We start from the raw sequence: 23,485 nt of genomic DNA on the forward strand, positions 1-23,485 counted from the left end.
CGCGCGCATAAGTCGCGTAACTCGGGGGAGTGTCGCCGCAGGCCAGGATCCGGGGACGCGAGAGGGTTCCGGTCGGCGGAGGTGAACGACCGGAACCCTCGTCCCGTTTCCGGAACGGTCCCTCAGATGACGGGCGGGCGCCCGAGCCGGGTGAGCCGCCACACCGTGCGCCAGCGCATGGGCCGGCGCTCGCCGGCCGGTTCGCGCATCCCCTCCACGAAGCCGCCGAACCAGGCACGCAGCCCACCCGTCGACCGGGTGCGCAGCAGGGTGATCAGCGTCCACACGGCCAGATGGACCGGGATCAGCGGCAGCGGCAGCCGACGGCGGGTCAGCCAGACCCGGTTGCGGGCGGTCACCCGGAAGTAGACGGCGTGCCGTGCGGGCGAGGTCCGGGGGTGCCGCAGGAGCAGTTCGGGCGCGTAGAGGATCTTCCAGCCGGCGTCGGCGGCCCGCCAGGCGAGGTCGGTCTCCTCGTGCGCGAAGAAGAACTCGGCAGGCCAGTCGCCGGTCTCGGCGAGCATGGACATGCGCAGGGCGTGGCCGCCGCCGAGGAATCCGGTGACGTAACCCCCGCGCATCGGGTCGGCGTTGCCGACGCGCGGCACGTGCCGCTGCTGGGTCTCGCCGTGCTCGTCCGCGATGCGGAAGCCGACGATGCCGAGGCGCGGGTCGGCGGCGAACAGGTCGCGGACCTGGCGGAGCACCTCGACGTCGACGAGCGCACCGTCGTCGTCCAGTTCGACGACCACATCCACGTCACCGTGCGCGCGCAGCGCGGCGAGGGCGACATTGCGGCCGCCGGGGCAGCCGAGGTTGTCCTCGACCTCGACGGTGCCGACCTCGCCGGGCAGGTCGAGACGGTCGGCGAACTCGGGCAGCCGGCAGCCGTTGCCCACGATCACGACCCGGGCGGGGGCGAGGTCCTGCTTCGCGACGGACCGGAGCAGGGCGTCGACTTCGTCGGGCCGGTTCCCCATGGTCACCACGGCGACCGCGATCCTCGGCTGCGCCATGTCCCTCACCCCGTCCGGGCCGTCGGCGGTGCCACGCCCTGACCGCGCGACACTCACCGTTAACCAAGATGTTGCCTCAAAGGGGGTCGTAGTCCTGACTTCGGTTTAGTTTGCGGCCCTTTTGCAGCGATTTTCCTTACGCGGGGCGAACTCCGGACCTGATCGCGCGTTGACGCCCTCCTCCCCCTCACGTCTTCGCGTCGATGTCGTCGGAGCGCGTCACGAAGCGTGCCGTTCCGTCGGTCACGCGGTAGAGGAACTCGCCGGTGTCCTCCTGGACCTGGAAGAACTGTCCGACGGAGTCGAAGCCGACGCGGCGGGTGATGCCCTGCCAGGGGTGGCGCAGGAGTACCGCGCGCAGGGTGGACCGGTCGTCGTCGCCGAGGGCGGTGAGGCCCTGGGCGGCGAACCGGACGGCGTCGTACGCCTCGGCCGCCCAGGGGCCCGGCGGCTGTCCGTGGCGGGACCGGAACGCGGCGGCGAACGCCCTGGTGCGGGGGTCGGCGCCGGCGTCGGTGTAGCCCGCGCCGACCCGCCAGTCCTCGCCGGCGGCGAGAAAGGGCGCGGCGAGGACGTGCTCGCCCGCGACCCGGACGCCCCGGTGGCCCGCGTCCCGCAGCGCTCGGGCGCAGGCGGCGGCACGATCGGGCCGCACCCCGCCGAAGAGGACGGCGTCCTCGGGACGGGCGGCGATACGGCGGGCGACGGCGGTGAAGTCCGCGTCGGCGGCCACGTCCTCCACCACGGTCTTGCTGTCGAGCTTGCCGTACGTGGTGGTGATGCGGACCGCGGACAGGCTCGCCGTCGCGGTGGCCAGGTCGTTCACGACCACCGTACGGGCGGGTCGGACGGCCCGGTTCAGATAGCGCAGCACCGCGGGCGGGCCGGTGGTCCGGGTGACGCGCAGCACGAGCCCGGTGGTGGTGTTGACACTGTTGAGTTCCTCGGTGTCGGCGCGGGTGATCAGCACGGTCAGCCGGGCCTCCGTGCACGGGGGCAGGGTCGCGGGCGCGGTCGTGTTGCCGCCGGTGGCGATCACCACGGACACCGCCGGGTCGGCGGCCAGCCGGGCCGCGGCCGCGGCGGCGCCCGCCGCGGTGCCCCGGTCGTCGGCGGTGCGCAGCACGAGGTCGACGGTGCGCCCGGCGTCCTTGTTGTGCTGTTCGACGGCGAGCCGGGCGCCGCGCACCTGGTTCTGGTGGAAGGAGTCGTCCGGGCTGCCGAGCAGCGCGATCACCCGGCGGGTCCGCCGGGCTGAGCCGCCGTTCGGGGACCCGGAGCCACGGCCCCACCGCCACCACGCACCCGCCCCGCCCGTCGCGGAGACCCCGAGCGCGGCCCCCGCGACGAGCAGCCGGCGCCGGGTGGGCGAGGGCGGGGCGTCGGCCGGGTCCGCGGGGGCGGGCCCGGAGAGCATGGTCGGTTCGGGCACCGGCAGGTCGAGGACGCGGGCGGCCCGGGCGGCGACCAGGGCGGGCAGCCCCTCGGGCAGCCACCGCTCCGGGGCGAAACCGCCCAGGACATCCATGAGTTCCCGCGCCCCGGGACGCGACTCCGGCTGCTTCGCCAGACACCGCCGTACGATCCCGTCGAGGCCCTCGGGCACACCGTCGAGGTCGGGCTCCTTGTGCACGGTCCGGTACAGCACGGCCGCGGCACCGCCGGTGCCGAACGGGGGCCGGCCGGTGGCCGTATGGGCGAGGACGCAGCCGAGCGAGAAGACGTCGCTGGGCGGGCCGACGGTGCGCCCGCGGGCCTGCTCGGGCGAGAGATAGCCGGGCGAGCCGACGACGGAGCCGTCCGTGGTGAGCGCGGTCGCGCCGACGGCCCGCGCGATCCCGAAGTCGATCAGGCGCGGCCCGTCCACGGCCAGCAGCACGTTCGCGGGCTTGACGTCCCGGTGGACCAGCCCGGCGGTGTGCACCCCGTCCAGCGCCTCGGCCAGCGCGGAGCCCAGGCCGCGCACCTGCGCCTCGGGCCAGGGCCCGTGCAGCGCGACGGCCTCGGCCAGGGCCGGGCCGGGCACGTAGGCCGTGGCCAGCCACGGCTCCCGCGCCTCGGCGTCCGCCCCGACGACCGGTACCGTCCACCGGCCCGTGAGGCGCGCGGCGAGCTCGGCCTCCCGGCGGAACCGGGCCCGGAAGCCCGGGTCGTCGGCGTACTCGGCACGGATCACCTTCAGCGCGCACCAGGCGCCGTGCGGCGAGCGCGCCAAGTAGACGACGCCCATGCCGCCCGCCCCGAGCCGCCCCGCGAGCCGGTGCCCGCCGATCGCCGAGGGATCGGCGGGCAGAAGCCGCTCCACGTCAGCCGCCTCCGTTCCCCGGCCGTCGGCCCCACCCGCCGTCGGCCCTCGTCAGCTCTGTGCCCTCGTCAGCTCTGTGCCTTAGACGCGCTGTACAGGTCCGCGAGCGAGCCCAGTTGGCGGAAGCTTCCGTCGTGGACCTGGTGGACGAAGGTCTGGGCCGCCCAGCCGTTCCCGGAGTTGTCGTAGTGGTGATAATCGCCGAAGGCGTATGTCCTGGCGATGCCCTGGTACTTGTACTTCGGCTTCCCCAGCCGCTCGGCCAGCTCGGACCGGACCGGCCTGCGGCGGGCCCCGGCCGGGACCGTGCGGGCGAACTCGGCGAGCATCATCCGCACGCTGTCGTAGGCCTCGGTGGCGTACGGCTCCGGAGTGGTGCCGTAGCGCTCGCGCCAGGCCGCGGTGAAGTCCTTGGCCCGCTGTGTCGTCAGTACGGCGGGGTCCACCGCCGAGGTGACCACGTACCAGCCCTCGCCCGCGGCGCCCGCGCGGCGCGGGAAGTCCGAGCCGTAGAGCTGGTGCTGCATCCAGCGCGGACCGGTGAAGTCCGCCGTGGCCAGTTCCCCGGCCGCGCGGACGGTGGCGTCCAGCAGGCCCAGGTAGACGAAGTCCTGGACACCGGCGGCGAGCAGGTCGCGGACCGCCCGCGGGCCGTCGTCGGTCCCCTCCGCGACGACGCGGGGGATGACCGCGCCACCGATTTTGCGCCAGCCGCTGACCAGCGGAGTGCCCTGGTCCTGCACGACCGAGCCGCCGGCCCGGTCGATCACGACGCCGGTCAGCCCCAACTGTCCGGTCGCCAGGGCGTGGTACGCGATCCAGGTGCCGAGCGCGAGATGCGGGGCGCCGGTCTGGAACGAGGTCTTCGGCGAGGTCACGAAGTAGTCCTGCAGGCCGGTGGTGCTGGACACATGGGTCAGCCCCGCCTCGCCGTAGACGGCCGCCGCCGACTGCATCGGGATCTCGGCGACCGGTCCCAGTACGGCGACGACGTCGCGGTCGGTGGTGAACGCGAGGGCCACCTTGCGGGCGGAGGACGCGTCCCCCTGGTCGGCGCGGACCCGCACCTTCAGGTCGTAGGCGCGCTTCGGCGTGGCGTTGTGCTGGGCGACGGCCAGCCGGGCGGCGCGTTCGCAGGCCCGGCTGACGGCGGTGTGGGCCGCGTCGGCCGCCGTGTGCACACCGAGCACGTACACGGGACGCGCGGTCGCGGACGGCTTCTTGTCGTCGTTCCCCGACGCCCACACCGCCGCGCCCGTCCCCGCGCCCGCGAGCAGCAGCGCACCGCCGGCCAGCAGCAGGCGCCGGCGGCCGGGGTGGCGGACGGGGGTGTCCGACGGGTCCCGTGGGTCTCGTGGATCTCGTGGATCCCGTGGGTTCCGTGGGTCCCGTGGATCCCTCGCATCCCGCGCGTCCCCGGGGTCCCGTGGGTCGGGCCCGTCCACGGCCGTGGGCTCGATGTCGGGCAGGGCGAGGCTCTCGGCGGCGCGCGTGGCGACCATCCGGGCGACGGAGTCGGGGAGCCAGTCGCCGGAGCCGTCCGGAGCGTCCGGGGCGAGCAGCCGTCGTATCTCCTCGGCCGTGGGCCGGGCGTCGGGGTCCTTGGCCAGGCAGCGCTCCACCAGGGTGCGCAACTCGCCGTCCACCCCGTCGAGTCCGGGCTCGTCGTGGACGGTGCGGTACAGCAGGGCGTCCGGTGCCCCGGTGCCGAAGGGCGGGGTTCCGGTCGCGGCGTACGCCAGCACGCAGCCGAGGGCGAAGACATCGCTGGCGGGTGTCGCGGGCCGGCCCTCGGCCTGTTCGGGGGCGAGGAATCCGGGCGTGCCGACGACCAGCCCGGACGCGGTGAGCGCCGTGTCGTCCGCCGCGCGTGCGATACCGAAGTCGATCAGGCGGGGGCCGTCCGGCACGAGCAGCACGTTGCCCGGCTTGACGTCCCGGTGGACCAGCCCGGCCGTGTGCACCGCGTCCAGCGCCCCGGCCAGCAGCCCGCCGAGCACGCCGACGGCACGCACCGGCAGCGGACCGTACGCCGCCACCGCCTCGGACAGGTCGGGGCCGGGGACGAACGCGGTCGCCAGCCACGGCTCGCGCGCCTCGGCGTCGGCGTCCAGGACGGGCACCACCCAGGGGTTGTCCACCCGCCGCGCCAGCTCCGCCTCCCGCGCGAACCGCGCCCGGAAGTCGTCCTCACCGGCGCTCCCGCCCCGGATCACCTTGACCGCGGCGAGGGCGCCCGCGTCGGTCCGCCCGAGGTAGACGACGCCCATGCCGCCCGCGCCGAGCCGCCGCAGCAGCCGGAACCCCGCGATGCGGGACGGGTCGGAGGACCGCAACGGTTCGCTCATCGGTCCGCCCCCTTCGTGGCGGTGGGTTCGTCCGTGCCGCCCGCGTCGCCGCCCCGCTCACCCCAGCGGTCGATGTCCGTGGCGACCAGGCTCACCCCCTGGAAGACCTCGCCGGTGACGTTGTCCTCCTCCTGCTTGCTGCGGCCCGCGCCGTGCCGCGCCGTCGCGGCCACGGTCACCGGGCCGAGCCGGAACTTGTACCAGTCGAAGGGGTACGCCTTGCCCGCGCCGTCGGCGATCCACTCCCCGGACTCCGTCAGGTCGTCCTCGGTGACCGGGTTGCGCCCGTCGGCGGCCGCGTCGACCCGGGAGTACAGACCACTGACCACGTCCGTGGCGTTCAGCCGCTGCTCGGGACAGCGCAGCGCCGACTCCAGCGCGCCGGCCATGTCGCGCCGCGCCGCCACGGTGTTCTCGTGCACGGTGACGGTCAACGACACGTACACCGGCCCCTTGCCGCCCCGCTCCGGCAGCTCGAACGCCCGTGTGAGGCTGGCCAGCACGGTGTCCGGCAGCGCCTCGCGCCGCCACAGACAGTCCTCGCCCAGCACGGCCCACTGCGCCGGATCGCTCTCGTACGGCTCCCGCTTGCGGTACCCGGCACCGAAGTAGTCCGGCCGCACCGCCAGCCCCCGCACGAACGCGACCGCTTCGGCCCGCGTCTTCGGCGCCCGGTCCTCGGCGAGCGTGTACGGCTCACTGGAGGCCGCCGCCGAAGCGCCGGAACCGGGACTGGCACTCACGGAACCCGTACCGCTTCCGGAGCTTGCGGAACTGACGGGACTCGTACGAGGACTCGCCCCGGCCTCGTCCCCCGACCCTCCGCCCGTACACCCCACCAGCAGCAACCCGCCCGCCGCCACGCCTAAGACGGGCCTGCGTCTCCACCCTGCCATGCCTCACACCCCTCCCTGCCCCCGTCGCCTGCAGGCAGTCTGGCGCAACTCCGCACAACGCCAACTACCCTTACAGAAATAGTCAGTTAAGGCTCCCGACGCCCCCGCGGGCTCCCCCGGTTTCCCCCGTTGCGACCCCGAGCCCACCCCGTGACACGAACACGGCAACCAGAACACCCCGACCGCGAACGAGACCCCTCCGGAACACAACAAAAGACCCAGGTCACATACAGCGTGACCTGGGTCTCGGTGGAGCCGCCTTCGGGATTCGAACCCGAGACCTACGCATTACGAGTGCGTTGCTCTGGCCATCTGAGCTAAGGCGGCGCGTCGCCCGCACTATGGTGCGATCAGCGACGTCGGTAAGTCTACACAGTTTCCGGGGGTGCTCCGCACACGCCCCGGAGCGGTGGCTCCGGGGCGGGTCGCAGGGCTATGAGCAGCGCTTTCCGTCCGTCGGCGGGGTGCCTTTGAGGAGGTAGGCGTCGATCGCCGAGTCGATGCAGGCGCTGCCCCGGCCGTACGCGGTGTGGCCGTCGCCGACGTAGGTGAGGAGGCGGGCCGAGGAGAGCTGGCCGGCGAGGGACTGGGCCCAGCGGTAGGGGGTCGCCGGGTCGCGGGTGGTGCCGACCACGACGATCGGGGCGGCGCCCTTCGCCTCGATGCGATGCGGTGTCCCCGTCGCCCGCACCGGCCAGTACGTGCAGTTCAGCGAGGCCCACGCCAGGTTGGGGCCGAACACCGGGGACGCCTTCTCGAACTCGGGCAGGGCCTTCTCCACCTGCGCCGGGCCGTTGAAGGCGGGCGGCAGGTCCAGGCAGTTCACGGCGGCGTTGGCGAACATCAGGTTGGAGTAGCGGCCGTCGGGGTCGCGTTCGTAGTAGCTGTCGGAGAGGGCGAGCAGGCCCGCGCCGTCGTTCTCCTTCGTCGCCGCGTGCAGCGCGTCGCGCAGCCGCTCCCACTCCGCCTGGTCGTACATCGCCGCGATCACGCCGGTCGTGCCGAGCGACTCGGTGAGCTTGCGGCCGTCCGGGTCGCCGGTCGGGAGGGGGTGCGCGTCGAGCTTCTTGAAGAAGGTGCTGAGGTTGTCGGCGATCTGCGTCGGGGTGCTGCCCTTGTCGCCGAGCGGGCAGTCGGCGCGCTTCGCACAGTCCTCGGCGAAGGACTGGAACGCCGTCTCGAACCCCGCCGTCTGCTGCAGGTTCAGCTCGCGCGCGGTGAGGGAGGGGTCCATCGCGCCGTCGAGGACCATACGGCCGACCCGGTCCGGGAACAGGCCCGCGTAGGTCGCGCCGAGGAACGTGCCGTACGACGCCCCGACGTAGTTCAGCTTCGGGTCGCCGAGCACCGCCCGCAGGATGTCCATGTCCCGCGCGGAGTCGACGGTGGAGACATGGCGCAGCAGCCGCGCCGAGTGCGTCCCGCAGGCCTCCGCGAACTTCTTGTACTGGGCGACCAGCTGGTCCGTCTCCCGCTGGTCGTCGGGGGTCATGTCGGTCTCGGTGAACGTGTCCATCCGCGGTCCGTCGAGGCACTCGACGGGCTCGCTGCGGGCGACCCCGCGCGGGTCCATCGCGACCATGTCGTAGCGCGCCCGCACCTCGGCGGGGTAGCCGATGCCGGCGTACTGCTGGAGGTAGTCCACCGCGGAGCCGCCCGGGCCACCCGGGTTGACCAGCAGCGAACCGAGCGGCTTCGCCTTGCCGGTGGCCTGTTTCCGGGCGACCGCGAGCCGGACGTCACCCGCGCCCGGCTTCGCGTAGTCCAGCGGCGCCTTCATCGTCGCGCACTGGAAGCCGGGGACACCGCAGCTGCGCCAGGTGAGCTTCTGGTCGTAGTACGGCGCCAGGGTGGACGGCGTCGAGCGGGGCAGCGCGGCCAGCCGGGCGACCCCGGCGGAGGTCGACGCCGACGTCGACGTGCTGTCCGAGGAGGAGCACGCCGAGCCGAGCAGGGCGGCGGCCGAGAGCAGGGCGGCCGCCATGGTCCGGGTGCGGGTCCGGCGCCGGGTGGGGGTCTGGGTCCGATTCCGGGCCTGCGTCCGATTCCGGGCCTGGGTCCGATTCCGGGTCTGGCGGGGGATTCGCCTGATGTGCATCAATCGAGCGTAACGCTGAGAGATGATCTACGAGCCGTGCGTGAGGTCTGTGGCTCGTACGGGTGACCCCGGTCAACCGCGATCACTCCTCGGCCCGGACCTCAGCCCGCTCTGAGCGCCATCGTCATCGCCTCCACCGCCAACAGAGGCGCCACATTGCGGTCGAGGGCGTCGCGGCAGGCGGCGATGGCCTCGATGCGGCGCAGCGTGGACTCGGGCGAGCCGGACCGGGCCAGCCGTTCCAGGGCGTCCTCGGCGTCGCCGTTGGCGATCGCGACCCTGGAGCCCAGCTGGAGGGCGAGGACATCGCGGTAGAAGCCGGTCAGGTCGGTGAGGGCGACGTCGAGGCTGTCCCGCTGGGTCCTGGTCCGGCGGCGCTTCTGCATGTCCTCCAGGTCCTTCATCACGCCCGCCGTGCCCCGGGGCAGCCGCCCGCCCTGGGCCGCGCCGAGCGCCGCCTTCAGCTCCTCGGTCTCCTTGCCGTCCATCTCCTCGGCGAGCTGCTTGGCGTCCTCCGCCGCCGCGTCCACCAGCTCCTGGGCCGCCTTCAGGCAGGCCCCGACCTCGTCAAGGCGCAGCGGCAGCTTGAGCACCGCCGCCCGGCGCTCGCGGGCGGCCGGGTCGGTGGCCAGCCGGCGGGCCCGGTCGACGTGTCCCTGGGTGGCGCGGGCGGCCGCCTCGGCCACCTGGGGCTCGATGCCCTCCCGCCGGACCAGCATGTCGGCGACCGCCGCCACCGAGGGCGTGCTCAGGTTCAGGTGGCGGCAGCGGGAGCGGATCGTGGGCAGCACGTCCTCCAGCGAGGGGGCGCAGAGCAGCCAGACCGTACGGGGGGCGGGCTCCTCGACGGCCTTGAGGACGGCGTTGGCCGACTTCTCGTTCAGCCGCTCGGCGTCCTCGACGAGGATGATCTGCCAGCGGCCGTTCGCCGGGGACGTGTACGACTTGCGGACCGTGTCGCGCATGTCCTTGACCAGGATCTCGGCGCCGACGGCGGCGACGGTCGTGACATCCGCGTGGGTGCCGATCAGTGCCGTGTGACACCCGTCGCAGAAGCCGCAGCCGGGGGCCCCGCCCAGGGCACGGTCGGGGCTGACGCACTGGAGGGCGGCGGCGAAGGCCCGCGCCGTCTGGTTGCGGCCGGCACCGGGCGGGCCGGTGAACAGCCAGGCATGGGTCATCTTCGACGACTCCGGCGGCGGCTGGCCGGCCGCGGCGGCGGTGACCAGGGCGTCGGCGTCCCGGGCGGCGGCGACGAGCGCCTCGCTCACCCGCTCCTGCCCGACGAGGTCGTCCCACACGCTCATGGGGTCACGCCACCCTTCCGTCCAAGGTCGATGCCCGGACGTCCGATGTCCGAGGTCCCGATCAGGATCCGGTGCCGATCCTGATCCGGTCCCGATCCGGTTTCCATTGTGCGGGCCCCCACTGACAGCGGGCTCCACTGACAACTGTGCGGCCCCCACCGACGACGCGGTCCGCGCCCGTCACAACGGCGCGGGGGCGGCACCGGCCGGAACCCCGGCCCGCACCGCCCCCGCGCTCCGTGCGGAAACCTCAGCCGCGCCGCCCGCGACCCCGGCGGCCCCGCCCGTCGTCGTGCTCCTGCTCGTCGTACGTGCCCAGCAGCTCGTCCGCCAGCGACGGCAGGTCGTCCAGCGGGGTCTCCTCGGCCCAGTCGGGGCGGGGGCGCCGACGCGGGGCCTGGCCCTCGGCCTCGACCTGCGGCAGCTCACGGGTGCGGCCCTCGGAGCCGTCGGGGTTCCCGCCGTCCCGCCCGTCCGGCTCGTCCCGTCCGTCCCGCTCGTCCCGCTCGTCCCGGAAGAAGCCGGTCGGCATCCGGTCCGCCGGAGTGGTGCCGGTGGGAGCGGTGGGCGGGGTCGCGTCGTCGCGCACGGGAGGCAGTACGGCGGTCTCGTCTGCGGCACCGGACCGCACCGGCGGCAGGACGGCCGTCTCGTCGGCCGCGCCCACCGCGGGCAGCACCGCGGTCTCGTCGGCAGCCCCCGCCGACGGCACCGGCGGCTGCGGCAGCTGCGCCGTCACCTCGGACTCGGACTCCGGCCCGGACCGCCGGGCGGCGGGGGCACGCTCGTCGCGTACCGGACGCAGCACCGTGGTCTCGTCGGTCGCGCGCGTGGGTGCCGCGGGAGGCTCGTCGTCGGGCCGCACCACGGGCGTCGGCATGGTCGTGGCCTCCGGGGTGACACCGGGCGCCGTCGGCTGCGGTGCGGCCGACTCCCGGGCGGCCGTGTCGGCCGCGGCCGCCGCCTCGGAGGCGGCACGCCGTGCCTGCTCGGCCTTGAGCAGGGCCTCCTCGGCCTTGCGCTGCTTCTCCAGGCGCCGCTCCTCGGCCTCGGCACGCAGCCGGGCCTCCTCCTCGGCACGCTTGCGGCGCTGCTCCTCCTCGGCCTTGCGGCGGGCCTCGGCCTCCGCGCGGGCCTTCTCCTCGGCGAGCAGCCGGGCCTGCTCCTCCTCGGCCCGCCTGCGCGCCTCCTCGGCTCGCTGCCGGGCCTCCTCCGCCTGCCGTTCGGCCTCGCGGCGCTGCGCCTCCTCCAGCTCGCGGCGCTTGCGCTCCTCCTCCTCGGCGCGCAGCTTGGCCAGCTGCTCCTGGCGCTCCCGCTCCAGGCGCTCCTCCTCGGCCTTGCGCGCGGCCTCTTCCTCGGCCTTGCGGCGGGCCTCCTCCTCGGCCTTCTTGCGGGCCTCCTCGGCGGCCTTGACCTCGGCCTCGGACAGCGGCAGCACGGTGTCGAGGCGGGCCCGGACGACCGTGGTCACCGCCTCGGGCTCCTGGCCCGCGTCCACCACCAGGTAGCGGCCGGGGTCTGCGGCGGCCAGCGTCAGGAATCCGGCCCGTACGCGCGCGTGGAACTCGGCGGGCTCGGACTCCAGCCGGTCGGGGGCCTCGGTGAACCGCTCCCGGGCGGTCTCCGGCACCACGTCCAGCAGGACGGTCAGATGCGGGACCAGTCCGTCGGTGGCCCAGCGGTTGATGCGGGCGACCTCGGTCGGGGACAGGTCGCGGCCCGCGCCCTGGTAGGCGACGGAGGAGTCGATGTAGCGGTCGGAGATGACGATCGCGCCGCGCTCCAGGGCGGGCCGTACGACGGTGTCCACGTGCTCCGCGCGGTCGGCGGCGTACAGCAGCGCCTCCGCGCGGTGCGACAGACCGGCGGACGAGACGTCCAGGAGGATCGAGCGCAGCCGCTTGCCGACCGGGGTGGCGCCCGGCTCGCGGGTGAGCACGACCTCGTGGCCCTTGGCGCGGATCCACTCGGCGAGAGCCTCGGCCTGGGTGGACTTGCCGGCGCCGTCGCCGCCCTCCAGGGCGATGAAGAAACCGTTGCCCGCGGGGGCCTGGGCGGGGTCGTCGCCGCCGAGCAGCGCGTCCCGCAGGTCGTGGCGGAGCGGTACGCCCGCGCGGTCGTCGAGCTTGGCCAGCACCAGCACGGCCACCGGCAGCAGCAGCGCGCCGACCAGCATCAGCGTGAACGCGGCGCCGCCGTGCGCGAACACGAACTTGCCGTTCTCCAGCCGGTGCGGGCCGATCAGCGCCGCGACCAGGGGGGCGACGAGCGCGCCGAGCGCTATGGCGACCCGGACCACCGCGTGCAGGTGCTCGGTGGTGCGCGCCCGGCGGAAGTCCTCGGTCTCCTGGTCGAGCAGGGTGTGCCCGGTGTTGGCGGCCACGCCCGCGCCGATGCCGGCCAGCGTGACGATCAACAGCACGGTGGTGACGTCCGGGACCAGGCCGGCGGCCAGCAGCGCGATGCCGGTGAAGGCGATGGCCAGCGACAGCAGCCGGCGGCGCGAGAGTGTCGGCAGCAGCGCGGGCGCCGTCCGGATGCCGATGGCCACGCCACCGGTCAGGGCGAGCACCAGCAGGCCGTACAGGACCGGGCCGCCGCCCAGGTCCCGCGCGTGCAGCACGGAGACGGCGACGGCCGCAGAGACCGCCCCGGCGACGGCCGCGCAGGCCAGCACCAGCAGCGGGATGACGCCGGTGCGGCCCATGTCGGTGCCGGAGCCGGTCCTCGGGCGGCGCAGGCCCTCCAGCGGCGACCGCGCGCGCGGGGTGCGGGTGCCGGGCACCTCCAGGTAGACCAGTACCGAGAGGGACCCGGCGAACAGGCCCGCCGCCACGTATGCCGCCAGGGCCGCCTGGTGCTGGGCGAACCACGCGAGGCCCGTGCCCAGCAGGTTGTTGACCAGGGACGCGGCGACCAGGGCGGCGGCCGCGAGCGGGATCGCCAGGAACGTCGTCCGCAGCGAGAGGCGGCGCAGCGCGTCCAGGTGGTCGGGCAGCGGTCGTACCGTCGCGCCCTCCGGGGGCGGGGCGGGCAGCAGTGCGGGGGCCGCGCTCTCCCGGCAGACCGTCCACAAACGCTCGGCGGTTCCGACGACGAAGGCCGTCGCCAGGAGGATCGCCGGGGCGTTCTGCGGGGTCCAGTCGATCCACAGGGGCGCGACGAGCAGCAGGAGGGCGCGCAGGCCGTCGGCGCCGACCATGGTCCAGCGGCGGTCGAGCGGTCCGTCCTGCGCGGTGAGCGCGGTCAGCGGGCCCAGCAGGACCGCGCCGAAGAGCAGGGTGGCCAGAATGCGCACCCCGAAGACGATCGCCACCGCGAACGCCAGGCCTCGGTAGCCGCCGCCGAAGGAGCCCTGGGCGACGGCCGCCTGGAGTGTGAGCACGACCAGCACCAGGAGCGCCAGTGCGTCGCCGACGCCGCTGACCAGCTGGGCGCTCCACAAGCGCCTCAGTTCGGGTCGGCGCAGCAACGCGCGGACGGCGCGCTCGCGGGAATCCGCTACCAGCGCGTCGTCGGGTTCTGTCCGGGGGGCCGTTGGCTGCTCGGCTCGCGTCATGCTTTCAGCCTATCGGCAGCCGCCGACAGCCCGCCGCGAGCGTCCACAGGTACACACACCCCGACACCAAGTTGATGCCGGGGCGTGCGCAATGCGAAGCCGATGTGAGGACCAGAAGGACCTGAGAGGGCTTCAGGAGCCCTGGAGCGGGCGCCCGGAGCGGCGGCTCAGTCCTCCGCGGTCGCCTGGGAGGCCGCCGTCGTCTTCTTGGCGGCTGCGGCCGTCTTCTTCGCGGCCGTCGTCGTCTTCTTGGCGACGGTCTTCTTGGCCGCGGTCTTCTTCGCCGGCGCGGCCTTCTTGGCGGCCGCCGTCTTCTTGGCGGGCGCCTTCTTCGCCGTCTTCTTGGCGGGCGCCTTCGCCCGCTTCTCGGCGAGCAGCTCGTAGCCGCGCTCGGGGGTGATCGTCTCGACGCTGTCGCCGGAGCGCAGGGTCGCGTTGGTCTCCCCGTCGGTGACGTACGCCCCGAAGCGGCCGTCCTTCACCACGACCGGCTTCTCGCTGACCGGGTCGGTGCCCAGCTCCTTCAGCGGCGGCTTGGCGGCGGCCCGGCCCCGCTGCTTGGGCTGTGCGTAGATCGCCAGCGCCTCTTCGAGGGTGATCGTGAAGAGCTGGTCCTCGGAGGTGAGCGAACGCGAGTCCGTGCCCTTCTTCAGGTACGGCCCGTAGCGCCCGTTCTGCGCGGTGATCTCCTGGCCCTCGGCGTCGGCGCCGACGACGCGCGGCAGCGACATCAGCTGCAGCGCGTCCGCCAGGGTGACGGTGTCCAGGGACATGCTCTTGAAGAGCGAGGCCGTGCGCGGCTTGACCGCGTTCTTGCCGGTCTTCGGGGTGCCCTCGGGGAGCACCTCGGTGACGTACGGGCCGTAGCGGCCGTCCCGGGCGATGATCTGGTGGCCCGTCGCGGGGTCGGCGCCCAGCTCGAAGTCGCCGCTCGGCTTGGCGAGCAGTTCCTCCGCGAGCTCGACGGACAGCTCGTCGGGGGCCAGGTCCTCCGGCACGTCCGCGCGCTGGTGGCCCTCGGAGTCCTTCTCGCCGCGCTCGACGTACGGCCCGTAGCGGCCGACGCGGAGCACGATGTCGTTGCCCACCGGGAACGACGACACCTCGCGCGCGTCGATCGCGCCCAGGTCGGTCACCAGTTCCTTGAGACCGCCGAGGTGGTCCCCGTCGCCGTTGCCGGCGTCGGCCGCGCCGCCGGTGGCTTCGCCGCCCTCACCGAAGTAGAAGCGCTTCAGCCACGGCACGGCCTTGGCCTGGCCGGCGGCGATGCGGTCGAGGTCGTCCTCCATGCGGGCGGTGAAGTCGTAGTCGACCAGCCGGCCGAAGTGCTTCTCCAGGAGGTTGACCACGGCGAAGGACAGGAAGGAGGGCACCAGGGCCGTCCCCTTCTTGAACACGTAGCCGCGGTCGAGGATCGTGCCGATGATCGACGCGTACGTCGAGGGGCGGCCGATCTCGCGCTCTTCCAGCTCCTTGACCAGCGAGGCCTCGGTGTAGCGGGCCGGCGGCTTGGTGGAGTGGCCGTCGACCGTGATCTCCTCGGCGGACAGCGCGTCGCCCTCGGCGACCTGGGGCAGCCGGCGCTCGCGGTCGTCCAGCTCGGCGTTCGGGTCGTCGGCGCCCTCGACGTAGGCCTTGAGGAAGCCGTGGAAGGTGATCGTCTTGCCGGAGGCGCTGAACTCGACGTCCCGGCCGTCGGCGGCGGCGCCGGCGATCTTCACGGTGACGCTGTTGCCGGTCGCGTCCTTCATCTGGGAGGCGACGGTCCGCTTCCAGATCAGCTCGTAGAGCTTGAACTGGTCGCCGGTCAGCCCGGTCTCCGCCGGGGTGCGGAAACGATCGCCCGAGGGGCGGATCGCCTCGTGCGCCTCCTGGGCGTTCTTGACCTTCGCGGCGTACGTACGCGGCTGCGGCGGCAGGTAGTCGGCGCCGTACAACTGCGTGACCTGGGCGCGGGCGGCCGCGATCGCGGTGTCGCTCAGCGTCGTGGAGTCCGTACGCATGTAGGTGATGTAGCCGTTCTCGTACAGCTTCTGGGCCACCTGCATGGTGGCCTTCGCGCCGAAGCCGAGCTTGCGGCTCGCCTCCTGCTGCAGCGTCGTCGTACGGAACGGGGCGTACGGCGAGCGGCGGTACGGCTTGGACTCGACCGAGCGGACCGCGAACCGGGTGTTCTCCAGGGCGGCGGCCAGGGCGCGGGCGTTCGCCTCGTCGAGGTGGAGGGTGTTCGCGCTCTTGAGCTGCCCCAGGGAGTCGAAGTCACGGCCCTGGGCGACCCGCTTGCCGTCGACGGCCTGCAGCCGGGCGACCAGGGACGACGGGTCCGACGAGTCGCCCGCGCGGCCGGTCGCGAAGGTGCCGGTCAGGTCCCAGTAGTCGGCGGAGCGGAACGCGATGCGCTCGCGCTCCCGCTCGACCACGAGCCGGGTCGCGACGGACTGGACACGGCCGGCCGACAGGCGCGGCATGACCTTCTTCCACAGGACCGGCGAGACCTCGTAGCCGTAGAGGCGGTCGAGGATGCGGCGGGTCTCCTGGGCGTCGACGAGCTTCTGGTTGAGTTGGCGCGGGTTGGCGACGGCGGCCTGGATCGCGGACTTGGTGATCTCGTGGAAGACCATCCGCTTGACCGGGACCTTGGGCTTGAGCACCTCCTGGAGGTGCCAGGCGATGGCCTCGCCCTCGCGGTCCTCATCGGTGGCGAGGTAGAGCTCGTCGGAGTCCTTCAGCAGGTCCTTGAGCTTCTTGACCTGGGCCCGCTTGTCCGCGTTGACCACATAGATCGGTTCGAAGTCGTGCTCGACGTCCACGCCGAGGCGCCGGACCTCGCCGGTGTACTTCTCGGGCACCTCCGCGGCGCCGTTGGGAAGGTCACGGATGTGCCCGACGCTCGCTTCGACGACGTATCCGGGGCCCAGATAGCCCTTGATCGTCTTCGCCTTGGCAGGCGACTCGACGATGACGAGTCGGCGGCCGCCCTGTGCGGTCTCGCTGGTCGGGGACAACTTCGCTCTTCTCTCCGGTCGACGCTGGGGCCTCCCCAGGCCTTGCTCCCGGGGTCGTGGCACGGGCAGGGATGCCCGTTCACTTGGTGACGCTGCGGAGTGTGACGGTACATCCCGCCCCCGTGTCAAACGGGAAAAGCTCACAACGGCCACTCGAACGGTAACCCGACTACCGCCATTCCTGCCGCCCGGAGTCCCCGGTCACTCTTCCGGCCCTGTCCGGAGCGTGATGCTCCGATTACCGGAACCGCACCCTCACAGGCGGGTCAGGCAGTACGCCCCGAGGCCCAGCGAGACCACCGCGGCAAGGGTCGTGAGGGTCGCCGATGCGATCTGACTCACACCCTGGGCGACGGGTTCGCCACGCCGGACCCGGATACCGGTCCACACCAGCAGCGCGGCTCCGAACAGGGCGAACACCGCCCCCGCGAAGATCGCCGGTCCGTTCTCCATGGGCCGTGCGCCCCTTCCCTGCCGTCCGTGACTGCCCAGCGCCGGGAGACTGGCACGCACGGGCGGCGGGCGGACGGCGGGCGGGCGAACTGGAGGTGAACGAGGCGCCCCAAGATGCTCGAACATTCGATCGACGGACTACGGGGCGAACCTCCCGGCCACATTTTTCCGGCCTTTTTCCTCTTCCGGCGTGTCCCACGAGCCCCCGGACCGCTCCCGAACCCCTCCCGGACGCCCCGTCAGCCCGCCGGCTCCAGGAAGCCCTGCTCCACCAGCAGCCGGATCTGCGCGGGCGTGCGGTCGCGCAGCGACACCGGGTCCTCGCCCATCAGCTGGGCGATGGCGTCGAGAATCCGCCCCGCGCTCAGCGAGCCGTCGCACACCCCGGCGAACCCGGCGCCCACCGTGTCCACCTTGGTCGCGCGGCGCATCCCGCGGTGCTGGCGCAGCACCACGTGCTCCGGGTCCTCGGCGCCGGGCAGTCCGACCTGCTCCTGGACCACCTCGACGGCGAGCCGGAAGTGGCCTTCGAGGAGATCCGCGTCGTCGTGGTCGCGGAGGTAGTCGAGCCGGTCGAAGTGCGCGCGGATCGTCTCACCGAGCGGCTGTTCGATCGGATGCGGCCACTCCTCGGCGGTGACCGACGGCACGGCGGCCCCCGTCCTGCGCAGCGTGATCCAGCCGAACCCCACCCCCTTCACCTTGCGCGCCTCGAACTCGTCGAGCCACGCGTCGTACCGCGCCTGGTACTCGGCCGGGTCCCCGCGGTGGTCGCCGGAGTCCCTGAGCCACAGCTCGGCGTACTGGTTGACGTCCTGCACCTCGCGCTGCACGATCCACGCGTCGCAGCCGCGCGGCACCCACGACCTGACCCTGTCCTGCCAGTCCTCCCCCGCGACGTGCTGCCAGTTGGCGAGGAACTGCGCGAACCCGCCCTCGTTCAGCCGCTCCCCGGCCTGTTGAACGAGCGAGCGGCACAGATCGTCCCCGCTCATCCCGCCGTCCCGGTAGGTGAGTCGGGCACCGGGAGAGATCACGAACGGCGGGTTGGAGACGATCAGGTCGTACGTCTCCCCGTCCTTCACCGGCTCGAACAGCGAACCCTCGCGCAGGTCGGCCGCCGGGGCTCCGGAGAGCGCCAGCGTGAGGGCCGTGATGTGCAGCGCGCGCGGGTTGAGATCGGTCGCCGTCACGCGCGTGGCGTGCTGGGCGGCGTGCAGCGCCTGGATCCCGGAGCCGGTGCCGAGGTCGAGGGCGGCCGCGACGGGCGTGCGGACGGTGATGCCGGCGAGCGTGGTGGACGCGCCGCCGACCCCGAGCACGACACCCTCGTGGCGCTGCCCGATGCCCCCGGCGCCGCCCACGGCGCATCCGAGGTCGGACACGATGAACCAGTCCTCGCCGTCGGGCCCGCCGTACGGCCGTACGTCCACGGTGGCCGCGACCTCGTCGCCGCCGACGCGGGTCAGCCAGCCGCTGTCCACCAGGTCGGCCACGGGCAGCACGTCGGCCACGCGCGCGTGCGGCACGGGCTGCTGCAGCAGGAACAGCCGGACGAGCGTCTCCAGCGGCGTGTCCCCGCGGGTCGCCCGGAGCGCGGGCACCGTCTCGCTGCGGGCCAGCGCCGCGTACGCGGGGGCGCCGAGCAGTTCGAGCAGCCCGTCGGCGGTGAAGGAGGCGCCCAGCAGGGCGGTGCGCAGCCGGGCGGCGACGTCGGGGCGGTCGGGGGCGGGCAGGATGGCGAGGCCGGAGTCAGTCACGCCCTCCATTGTGGCCCGCGGCCGCCTTCGGACGCGGGCTCGGCCCACCGCCGCCGGGGCCGTCAGCTCGTGGTCGAGGAGGCCGACGCCGTCGCGGAGACCTTCTTGCAGCTGGCCTGCTCGGCGATCGCGTCCTTGACCTCGCCCTGCTCCAGGGCCTGCAGCGCCGCGGTGCCGCTCTTGTTCTGCGTCTCCAGGTCCGCCATCTGGGAGGCGACGTCGTGCAGACCGGTGGCGAACTTCGCCTGGTCCTTGGTGTCCAGCGCGTCGACCTTCTTCTTCAGGTCGGCATAGGACGCGGAGAGGCTGTTGAGGTTCTTGACGACGTCCTGCTGGCGCTTGGCGCCGTCGTCGATCCCGGGGGGCGCGCCGGCGCCGTTGATGGCGGTGGCGAGCGCCTTGTAGCCGTCGGACATGTCCTGGAAGGCCTGGGAGTCGGTCTTCTGGATGGTCGCGGGCGAACTCGTGGTGTCCGAGGCCGTCTGCGCGATCGCCTCGTTGGCCGCCTTGATCTTCGCGTCCTGCGCCGGCACGGCGTCGCACACGGTCTTGGCCCAGGCGATCAGCTTGGGGTCGGTGCCCTTGTTTTCGCTGCACCCGGACAGCGCCACTATCAGTACCGCACCGCCGGACAGTGCGGCCGCGAGCTTCTTGTTCACCGGATCGGTCCCTTCCATGGCTCTCGGCCCCCGGAATCTACACGGCTGGCGGACAGGACCCCCATGGAGTGCACCCGGAAAGTATGTTTTTAGGCCGATTCGCACCGGGGAGAGAAGGCTCACGACGAGACGACGCGCACACCCGGAGCGGGAGTGCGCGACGGCGTACGGGATCCGGGCGAGTTCCCCGGCGCACGAAACGGGCGGACGGCGTGTCACCACACGCCGTCCGCCCGCTCGTTGACCGGTCCCTCTGGCGAGGGCCCCGGGTGGGCGTCGTAAGACCGCCTACGAAACCACCGCGGGATCGGCCGACTTGGCCACGCGTTCAGCACTCTCGTCGTCGTCGACGGCGATGCCGCGCCGCTTGGAGACGTACACCGCGCCGACGATCACGATCAGCGCGAGGACCGCGATCGTGATCCGGACGCCGATGCTCTTGTCACTGCCGTACGAGAACTTGATCACGGCGGGTGCGATGAGCAGCGACACCAGGTTCATGACCTTGAGCAGCGGGTTGATCGCGGGGCCCGCGGTGTCCTTGAAGGGGTCGCCGACCGTGTCGCCGATGACCGTGGCCGCGTGGGCCTCGCTGCCCTTGCCGCCGTGGTGGCCGTCCTCGACGAGTTTCTTGGCGTTGTCCCAGGCGCCACCGGAGTTGGCGAGGAACACCGCCATCAGGGTGCCCGCGCCGATCGCGCCCGCGAGATACGAGCCGAGCGCGCCGACGCCGAGCGTGAACCCGACGAAGATGGGCGCCATCACGGCGAGCAGTCCCGGCGTGGCCAGCTCGCGCAGGGCGTCCTTGGTGCAGATGTCGACGACCTTGCCGTACTCGGGCGTCTCCGTGTAGTCCATGATCCCGGGGTGCTCGCGGAACTGCCGCCGCACCTCGTAGACCACCGAACCCGCCGACCGTGACACGGCGTTGATGGCGAGCCCGGAGAAGAGGAAGACGACCGCCGCGCCGGCGATGAGCCCGACGAGGTTGTTCGGCTGCGAGATGTCCATCGACAGGGTCAACGGGGCTCCCGCGCCGCTGAGTTTCGCTCCCACGTCCTGCACGTTCGTGGTGATCGCGTCCCGGTACGACCCGAAGAGCGCCGACGCCGCGAGAACGGCGGTGGCGATCGCGATGCCCTTGGTGATGGCCTTCGTCGTGTTGCCGACGGCGTCCAGGTTGGTGAGCACCTGCGCGCCCGCGCCCTCGACGTCGCCGGACATCTCGGCGATGCCCTGGGCGTTGTCGGAGACCGGACCGAAGGTGTCCATCGCGACGATCACACCGACCGTGGTGAGCAGGCCGGTGCCGGCCAGCGCCACCGCGAACAGCGCCAGCATGATCGACGTGCCGCCCAGCAGGAACGCCCCGTAGACGCTCAGGCCGATCAACAGGGCGGTGTAGACGGCCGATTCGAGACCGATCGAGATACCGGCGAGGACCACGGTGGCCGGGCCGGTCAGCGAGGTCTTGCCGATGTCCATGACCGGACGCCGGTTGGTCTCGGTGAAGTAGCCGGTCAGCTGCTGGATGACGGCCGCCAGCAGGATGCCGATGGCGACCGCGACGAGCGCGAGGACCCGCGGGTCGCCGTCCTTGGCGCGGATGGCCGCGTCGCCGATCCCGTCGAGGTCGGAGTACTTACCCGGCAGGTAGACGAAGACCGCGATCGCGACCAGCACCAGCGAGATCACCGCGGAGATGAAGAAGCCGCGGTTGATGGCGCTCATGCCGCTGCGGTCGCTGCGGCGCGGGGCGACCGCGAAGATGCCGATCATCGCGGTGATCACGCCGATCGCCGGCACCAGGAGCGGGAAGGCGAGTCCGGAGTCGCCGAAGGCCACCTTGCCGAGGATCAGCGCGGCGACCAGGGTCACGGCGTACGACTCGAAGAGGTCGGCCGCCATGCCCGCGCAGTCGCCGACGTTGTCGCCCACGTTGTCGGCGATGGTCGCGGCATTGCGCGGGTCGTCCTCCGGAATGCCCTGTTCGACCTTGCCGACCAGGTCGGCGCCGACGTCGGCGGCCTTGGTGAAGATGCCGCCGCCGACACGCATGAACATCGCGATGAGGGCGGCACCGAGGCCGAAGCCTTCGAGCACCTTCGGCGCGTCGGCCGCGTAGACCAGCACCACACAGGAGGCGCCGAGCAGGCCGAGCCCCACCGTGAACATGCCGACGACGCCGCCCGTACGGAAAGCGATCTTCATCGCTTTGTGCGAGACGGCGGTGAGATCCTTTTCCGGTTCGCCTTCCGCCGGAGTGGCTTCGCGGGCCGCCGCGGCGACCCGCACATTGCTGCGTACGGCGAGCCACATGCCGATATAACCGGTGGTCGCCGAGAAGGCCGCGCCGATCAGGAAGAAGATCGATCGGCCGGCACGCTGATTCCAGTCGTCCGCGGGCAGCAGCAGGAGCAGGAAGAACACCACGACGGCGAATGCGCCGAGGGTGCGCAACTGTCGGCCCAGATAGGCGTTCGCGCCTTCCTGGACCGCCGCCGCGATCTTCTTCATGCTCTCGGTGCCCTCGCCCGCCGCGAGCACCTGGCGCACCAGGATCCAGGCGACCACGAGCGCGGCCAGCGCCACGACGGCGATCACCGCCACGAGGGCCCGGTTGCCGTCGGTCAGGACCGCGGCCGCGAGAGTTGAGGGGTGGCCCAACTGTTGAGGGGTAGAAAGCCCCGCCATTCGTCCTCCTTGACGCTTGGGCTGAGCTCAAGATGTGGACGGATTCTAGGTACCCCGGAGTGATCTCAACAGGGGACGGTAAACGGAATTGGCCTTCTCGTGCTCTTCAGCAAATGATCGGGGCCATGCCACCGAACCCGAAAGTGGTAATGCCCCAAAAGCATTGACGATCACCATTGGCGCAATCGGCGCTTGATCAAATTATCGGGCGATCCATCAGATCATTGATCGTGAATTCTTTCACGAATTCGGCGACCGGATGACATCCGCCGGAAAATAGCAAGAAGGGCCCTGCTCAGCAGGGCCCTTCTTGATCGATCAGGTGACTCTCAGGCGAGCGCGACCCCCTGCGGGGTGGTCGGCCAGGTCATGCGGATGAGTCCGCCGTGCTCCCCGGCGGTGACCTCCACGTCGTCGACGAGGCCGCTGATGACCGCGAGGCCCATCTCGTCCTCCTCGGCGTCCAGGTCCGCGTCCGCCGCGCCGCCCGGTGCCCGGTCGCCCGGAGCGGAACGGGGTGCTTCGTCGCCGACCTCGATGGAGAACTGTTTCTCCTCCTCGATCAGCGCCACCCGGACCGGATCGGTGATGCCCGCGCTCTGGTGCAGACCTACGGCACGGGAGCAGGCCTCGCCGACGGCCAGCCGGACCTCGTCCAGGACGGCCTCGTCCACTCCGGCCCTGCGAGCCACCGCCGCCGCCACCAGTCGGGCGGTGCGGACGTGCTCGGGCAGCGCGCTGAAGCGGAGTTCAACGGTGGCCATACGTCCCCCTCGGAACTACGGGCGTGCGGTGGGGGGCCGGGCCGCCGAAGAACCCGGACCCCCGATGAATTGCGTCCGCCACGGGCACTGCGTCCCGCGGACGGCTGCCGGCACGGGCACGCGGGCCCGAGCGGGCGGGGGCGGCAGGGGCGTACGTACTGGTGTACGGGCCCGTGCCGAGAGCCGGCCGGACGGCGCGGACCGATCGGCGGTCCGGGTGACGTCGGCCGGCTCCGGGTCAGTCGGTGGCCGCTACCGCTTCCTCGACCGAGGTGTGGATCGGGAACACCTTGGTGAGGCCGGTGATGCGGAAGATCTTCAGAATGCGCTCCTGGTTGCAGACCAGGCGCAGCGAACCCTCATGGGCACGCACCCGCTTCAGGCCGCCGACCAGCACGCCGAGCCCGGTGGAGTCGAGGAAGTCCACGCCCTCCATGTCGACGACGAGGTGGAAATTCCCGTCGTTCACCAGCTCCACCAGCTGTTCGCGCAACTTGGGCGCGGTATATACGTCGATTTCGCCACCGACCTCGACGACCGTACGATCGCCGACTGTACGGGTCGACAGGGACAGGTCCACGGATCCTCCAGCACCTTGCTATCGAGCGGTCGCCCCTCGGG

14 protein-coding genes and 1 tRNA gene are annotated in these 23,485 nt (G+C 72.6%); all 15 read right to left on the bottom strand.

Annotated features, from left to right (window positions below):
* Positions 1-122 precede the first annotated feature (122 nt).
* Complete coding sequence (locus ACGFZS_RS06810; protein WP_393794186.1) at positions 123-1,016, bottom strand: glycosyltransferase family 2 protein; 894 nt, start codon at positions 1,014-1,016, stop codon at positions 123-125.
* A gap of 187 nt (positions 1,017-1,203) precedes the next feature.
* Positions 1,204-3,321 carry a bifunctional serine/threonine-protein kinase/ABC transporter substrate-binding protein gene (locus tag ACGFZS_RS06815; protein ID WP_393794187.1) on the bottom strand — a complete coding sequence of 706 codons (2,118 nt, stop codon included), beginning with the start codon at positions 3,319-3,321 and terminating at the stop codon, positions 1,204-1,206.
* Positions 3,322-3,389: 68 nt separating this feature from the next.
* The gene (locus ACGFZS_RS06820) at positions 3,390-5,669 is read right to left on the bottom strand and encodes a bifunctional serine/threonine-protein kinase/ABC transporter substrate-binding protein (protein ID WP_393794188.1); all 2,280 of its coding nucleotides are present in this window, start codon (positions 5,667-5,669) and stop codon (positions 3,390-3,392) included.
* Positions 5,666-6,412 carry a hypothetical protein gene (locus tag ACGFZS_RS06825; protein WP_393794189.1) on the bottom strand — a complete coding sequence of 249 codons (747 nt, stop codon included), beginning with the start codon at positions 6,410-6,412 and terminating at the stop codon, positions 5,666-5,668. The genes ACGFZS_RS06820 and ACGFZS_RS06825 overlap by 4 nt, the downstream gene beginning before the upstream one ends.
* Before the next feature lie 403 nt (positions 6,413-6,815).
* Positions 6,816-6,892: transfer RNA gene (locus tag ACGFZS_RS06830), tRNA-Thr, on the bottom strand.
* A gap of 106 nt (positions 6,893-6,998) precedes the next feature.
* Positions 6,999-8,549 carry an alpha/beta hydrolase gene (locus ACGFZS_RS06835; protein ID WP_393794862.1) on the bottom strand — a complete coding sequence of 517 codons (1,551 nt, stop codon included), beginning with the start codon at positions 8,547-8,549 and terminating at the stop codon, positions 6,999-7,001.
* Between the two features lie 215 nt (positions 8,550-8,764).
* A complete protein-coding gene (locus tag ACGFZS_RS06840; RefSeq protein ID WP_393794190.1) occupies positions 8,765-9,970 on the bottom strand; it encodes a DNA polymerase III subunit delta' in 1,206 nt (401 codons plus the stop codon).
* 250 nt (positions 9,971-10,220) lie between these two features.
* Positions 10,221-13,529, bottom strand: a complete 3,309-nt coding sequence (gene tmk, locus ACGFZS_RS06845; RefSeq protein ID WP_393794191.1) for a dTMP kinase — start codon at positions 13,527-13,529, stop codon at positions 10,221-10,223.
* Positions 13,530-13,696: 167 nt separating this feature from the next.
* Complete coding sequence (gene topA, locus ACGFZS_RS06850) at positions 13,697-16,534, bottom strand: type I DNA topoisomerase (protein ID WP_393794192.1); 2,838 nt, start codon at positions 16,532-16,534, stop codon at positions 13,697-13,699.
* A 255-nt stretch (positions 16,535-16,789) separates the two neighbouring features.
* Complete coding sequence (locus ACGFZS_RS06855) at positions 16,790-16,987, bottom strand: hypothetical protein (protein ID WP_393660085.1); 198 nt, start codon at positions 16,985-16,987, stop codon at positions 16,790-16,792.
* Between the two features lie 239 nt (positions 16,988-17,226).
* Complete coding sequence (locus ACGFZS_RS06860; RefSeq protein WP_393794193.1) at positions 17,227-18,756, bottom strand: methyltransferase; 1,530 nt, start codon at positions 18,754-18,756, stop codon at positions 17,227-17,229.
* 53 nt (positions 18,757-18,809) lie between these two features.
* The gene (locus tag ACGFZS_RS06865; protein WP_365679734.1) at positions 18,810-19,424 is read right to left on the bottom strand and encodes a small secreted protein; all 615 of its coding nucleotides are present in this window, start codon (positions 19,422-19,424) and stop codon (positions 18,810-18,812) included.
* A gap of 270 nt (positions 19,425-19,694) precedes the next feature.
* Positions 19,695-22,100, bottom strand: coding sequence for a sodium-translocating pyrophosphatase (locus tag ACGFZS_RS06870; RefSeq protein ID WP_393794194.1), 2,406 nt, complete (start codon positions 22,098-22,100; stop codon positions 19,695-19,697).
* Positions 22,101-22,429: 329 nt separating this feature from the next.
* Positions 22,430-22,864, bottom strand: coding sequence for an ATP-binding protein (locus tag ACGFZS_RS06875; RefSeq protein ID WP_393794195.1), 435 nt, complete (start codon positions 22,862-22,864; stop codon positions 22,430-22,432).
* A 238-nt stretch (positions 22,865-23,102) separates the two neighbouring features.
* Entirely contained in the window at positions 23,103-23,444 is a 342-nt protein-coding gene (gene bldG / locus ACGFZS_RS06880) for an anti-sigma factor antagonist BldG (protein WP_010986038.1), read from the bottom strand.
* Between the last annotated feature and the right edge of the window lie 41 nt (positions 23,445-23,485).

It is taken from the genome of Streptomyces sp. NPDC048288, from assembly GCF_043201555.1.
Taxonomy (GTDB): domain Bacteria; phylum Actinomycetota; class Actinomycetes; order Streptomycetales; family Streptomycetaceae; genus Streptomyces.

Bases quoted from the DNA above. Each gene is read 5' to 3' on its own strand.
- ACGFZS_RS06840 (WP_393794190.1), bottom strand. From the start codon at position 9,970: ATGAGCGTGTGGGACGACCTCGTCGGGCAGGAGCGGGTGAGCGAGGCG.
- ACGFZS_RS06860 (WP_393794193.1), bottom strand. From the start codon at position 18,756: ATGGAGGGCGTGACTGACTCCGGCCTCGCCATCCTGCCCGCCCCCGAC.
- ACGFZS_RS06855 (WP_393660085.1), bottom strand. From the start codon at position 16,987: ATGGAGAACGGACCGGCGATCTTCGCGGGGGCGGTGTTCGCCCTGTTC.
- ACGFZS_RS06810 (WP_393794186.1), bottom strand. From the start codon at position 1,016: ATGGCGCAGCCGAGGATCGCGGTCGCCGTGGTGACCATGGGGAACCGG.
- tmk (WP_393794191.1), bottom strand. From the start codon at position 13,529: ATGACGCGAGCCGAGCAGCCAACGGCCCCCCGGACAGAACCCGACGAC.
- ACGFZS_RS06875 (WP_393794195.1), bottom strand. From the start codon at position 22,864: ATGGCCACCGTTGAACTCCGCTTCAGCGCGCTGCCCGAGCACGTCCGC.
- ACGFZS_RS06870 (WP_393794194.1), bottom strand. From the start codon at position 22,100: ATGGCGGGGCTTTCTACCCCTCAACAGTTGGGCCACCCCTCAACTCTC.
- ACGFZS_RS06820 (WP_393794188.1), bottom strand. From the start codon at position 5,669: ATGAGCGAACCGTTGCGGTCCTCCGACCCGTCCCGCATCGCGGGGTTC.
- ACGFZS_RS06835 (WP_393794862.1), bottom strand. From the start codon at position 8,549: ATGGCGGCCGCCCTGCTCTCGGCCGCCGCCCTGCTCGGCTCGGCGTGC.
- ACGFZS_RS06865 (WP_365679734.1), bottom strand. From the start codon at position 19,424: ATGGAAGGGACCGATCCGGTGAACAAGAAGCTCGCGGCCGCACTGTCC.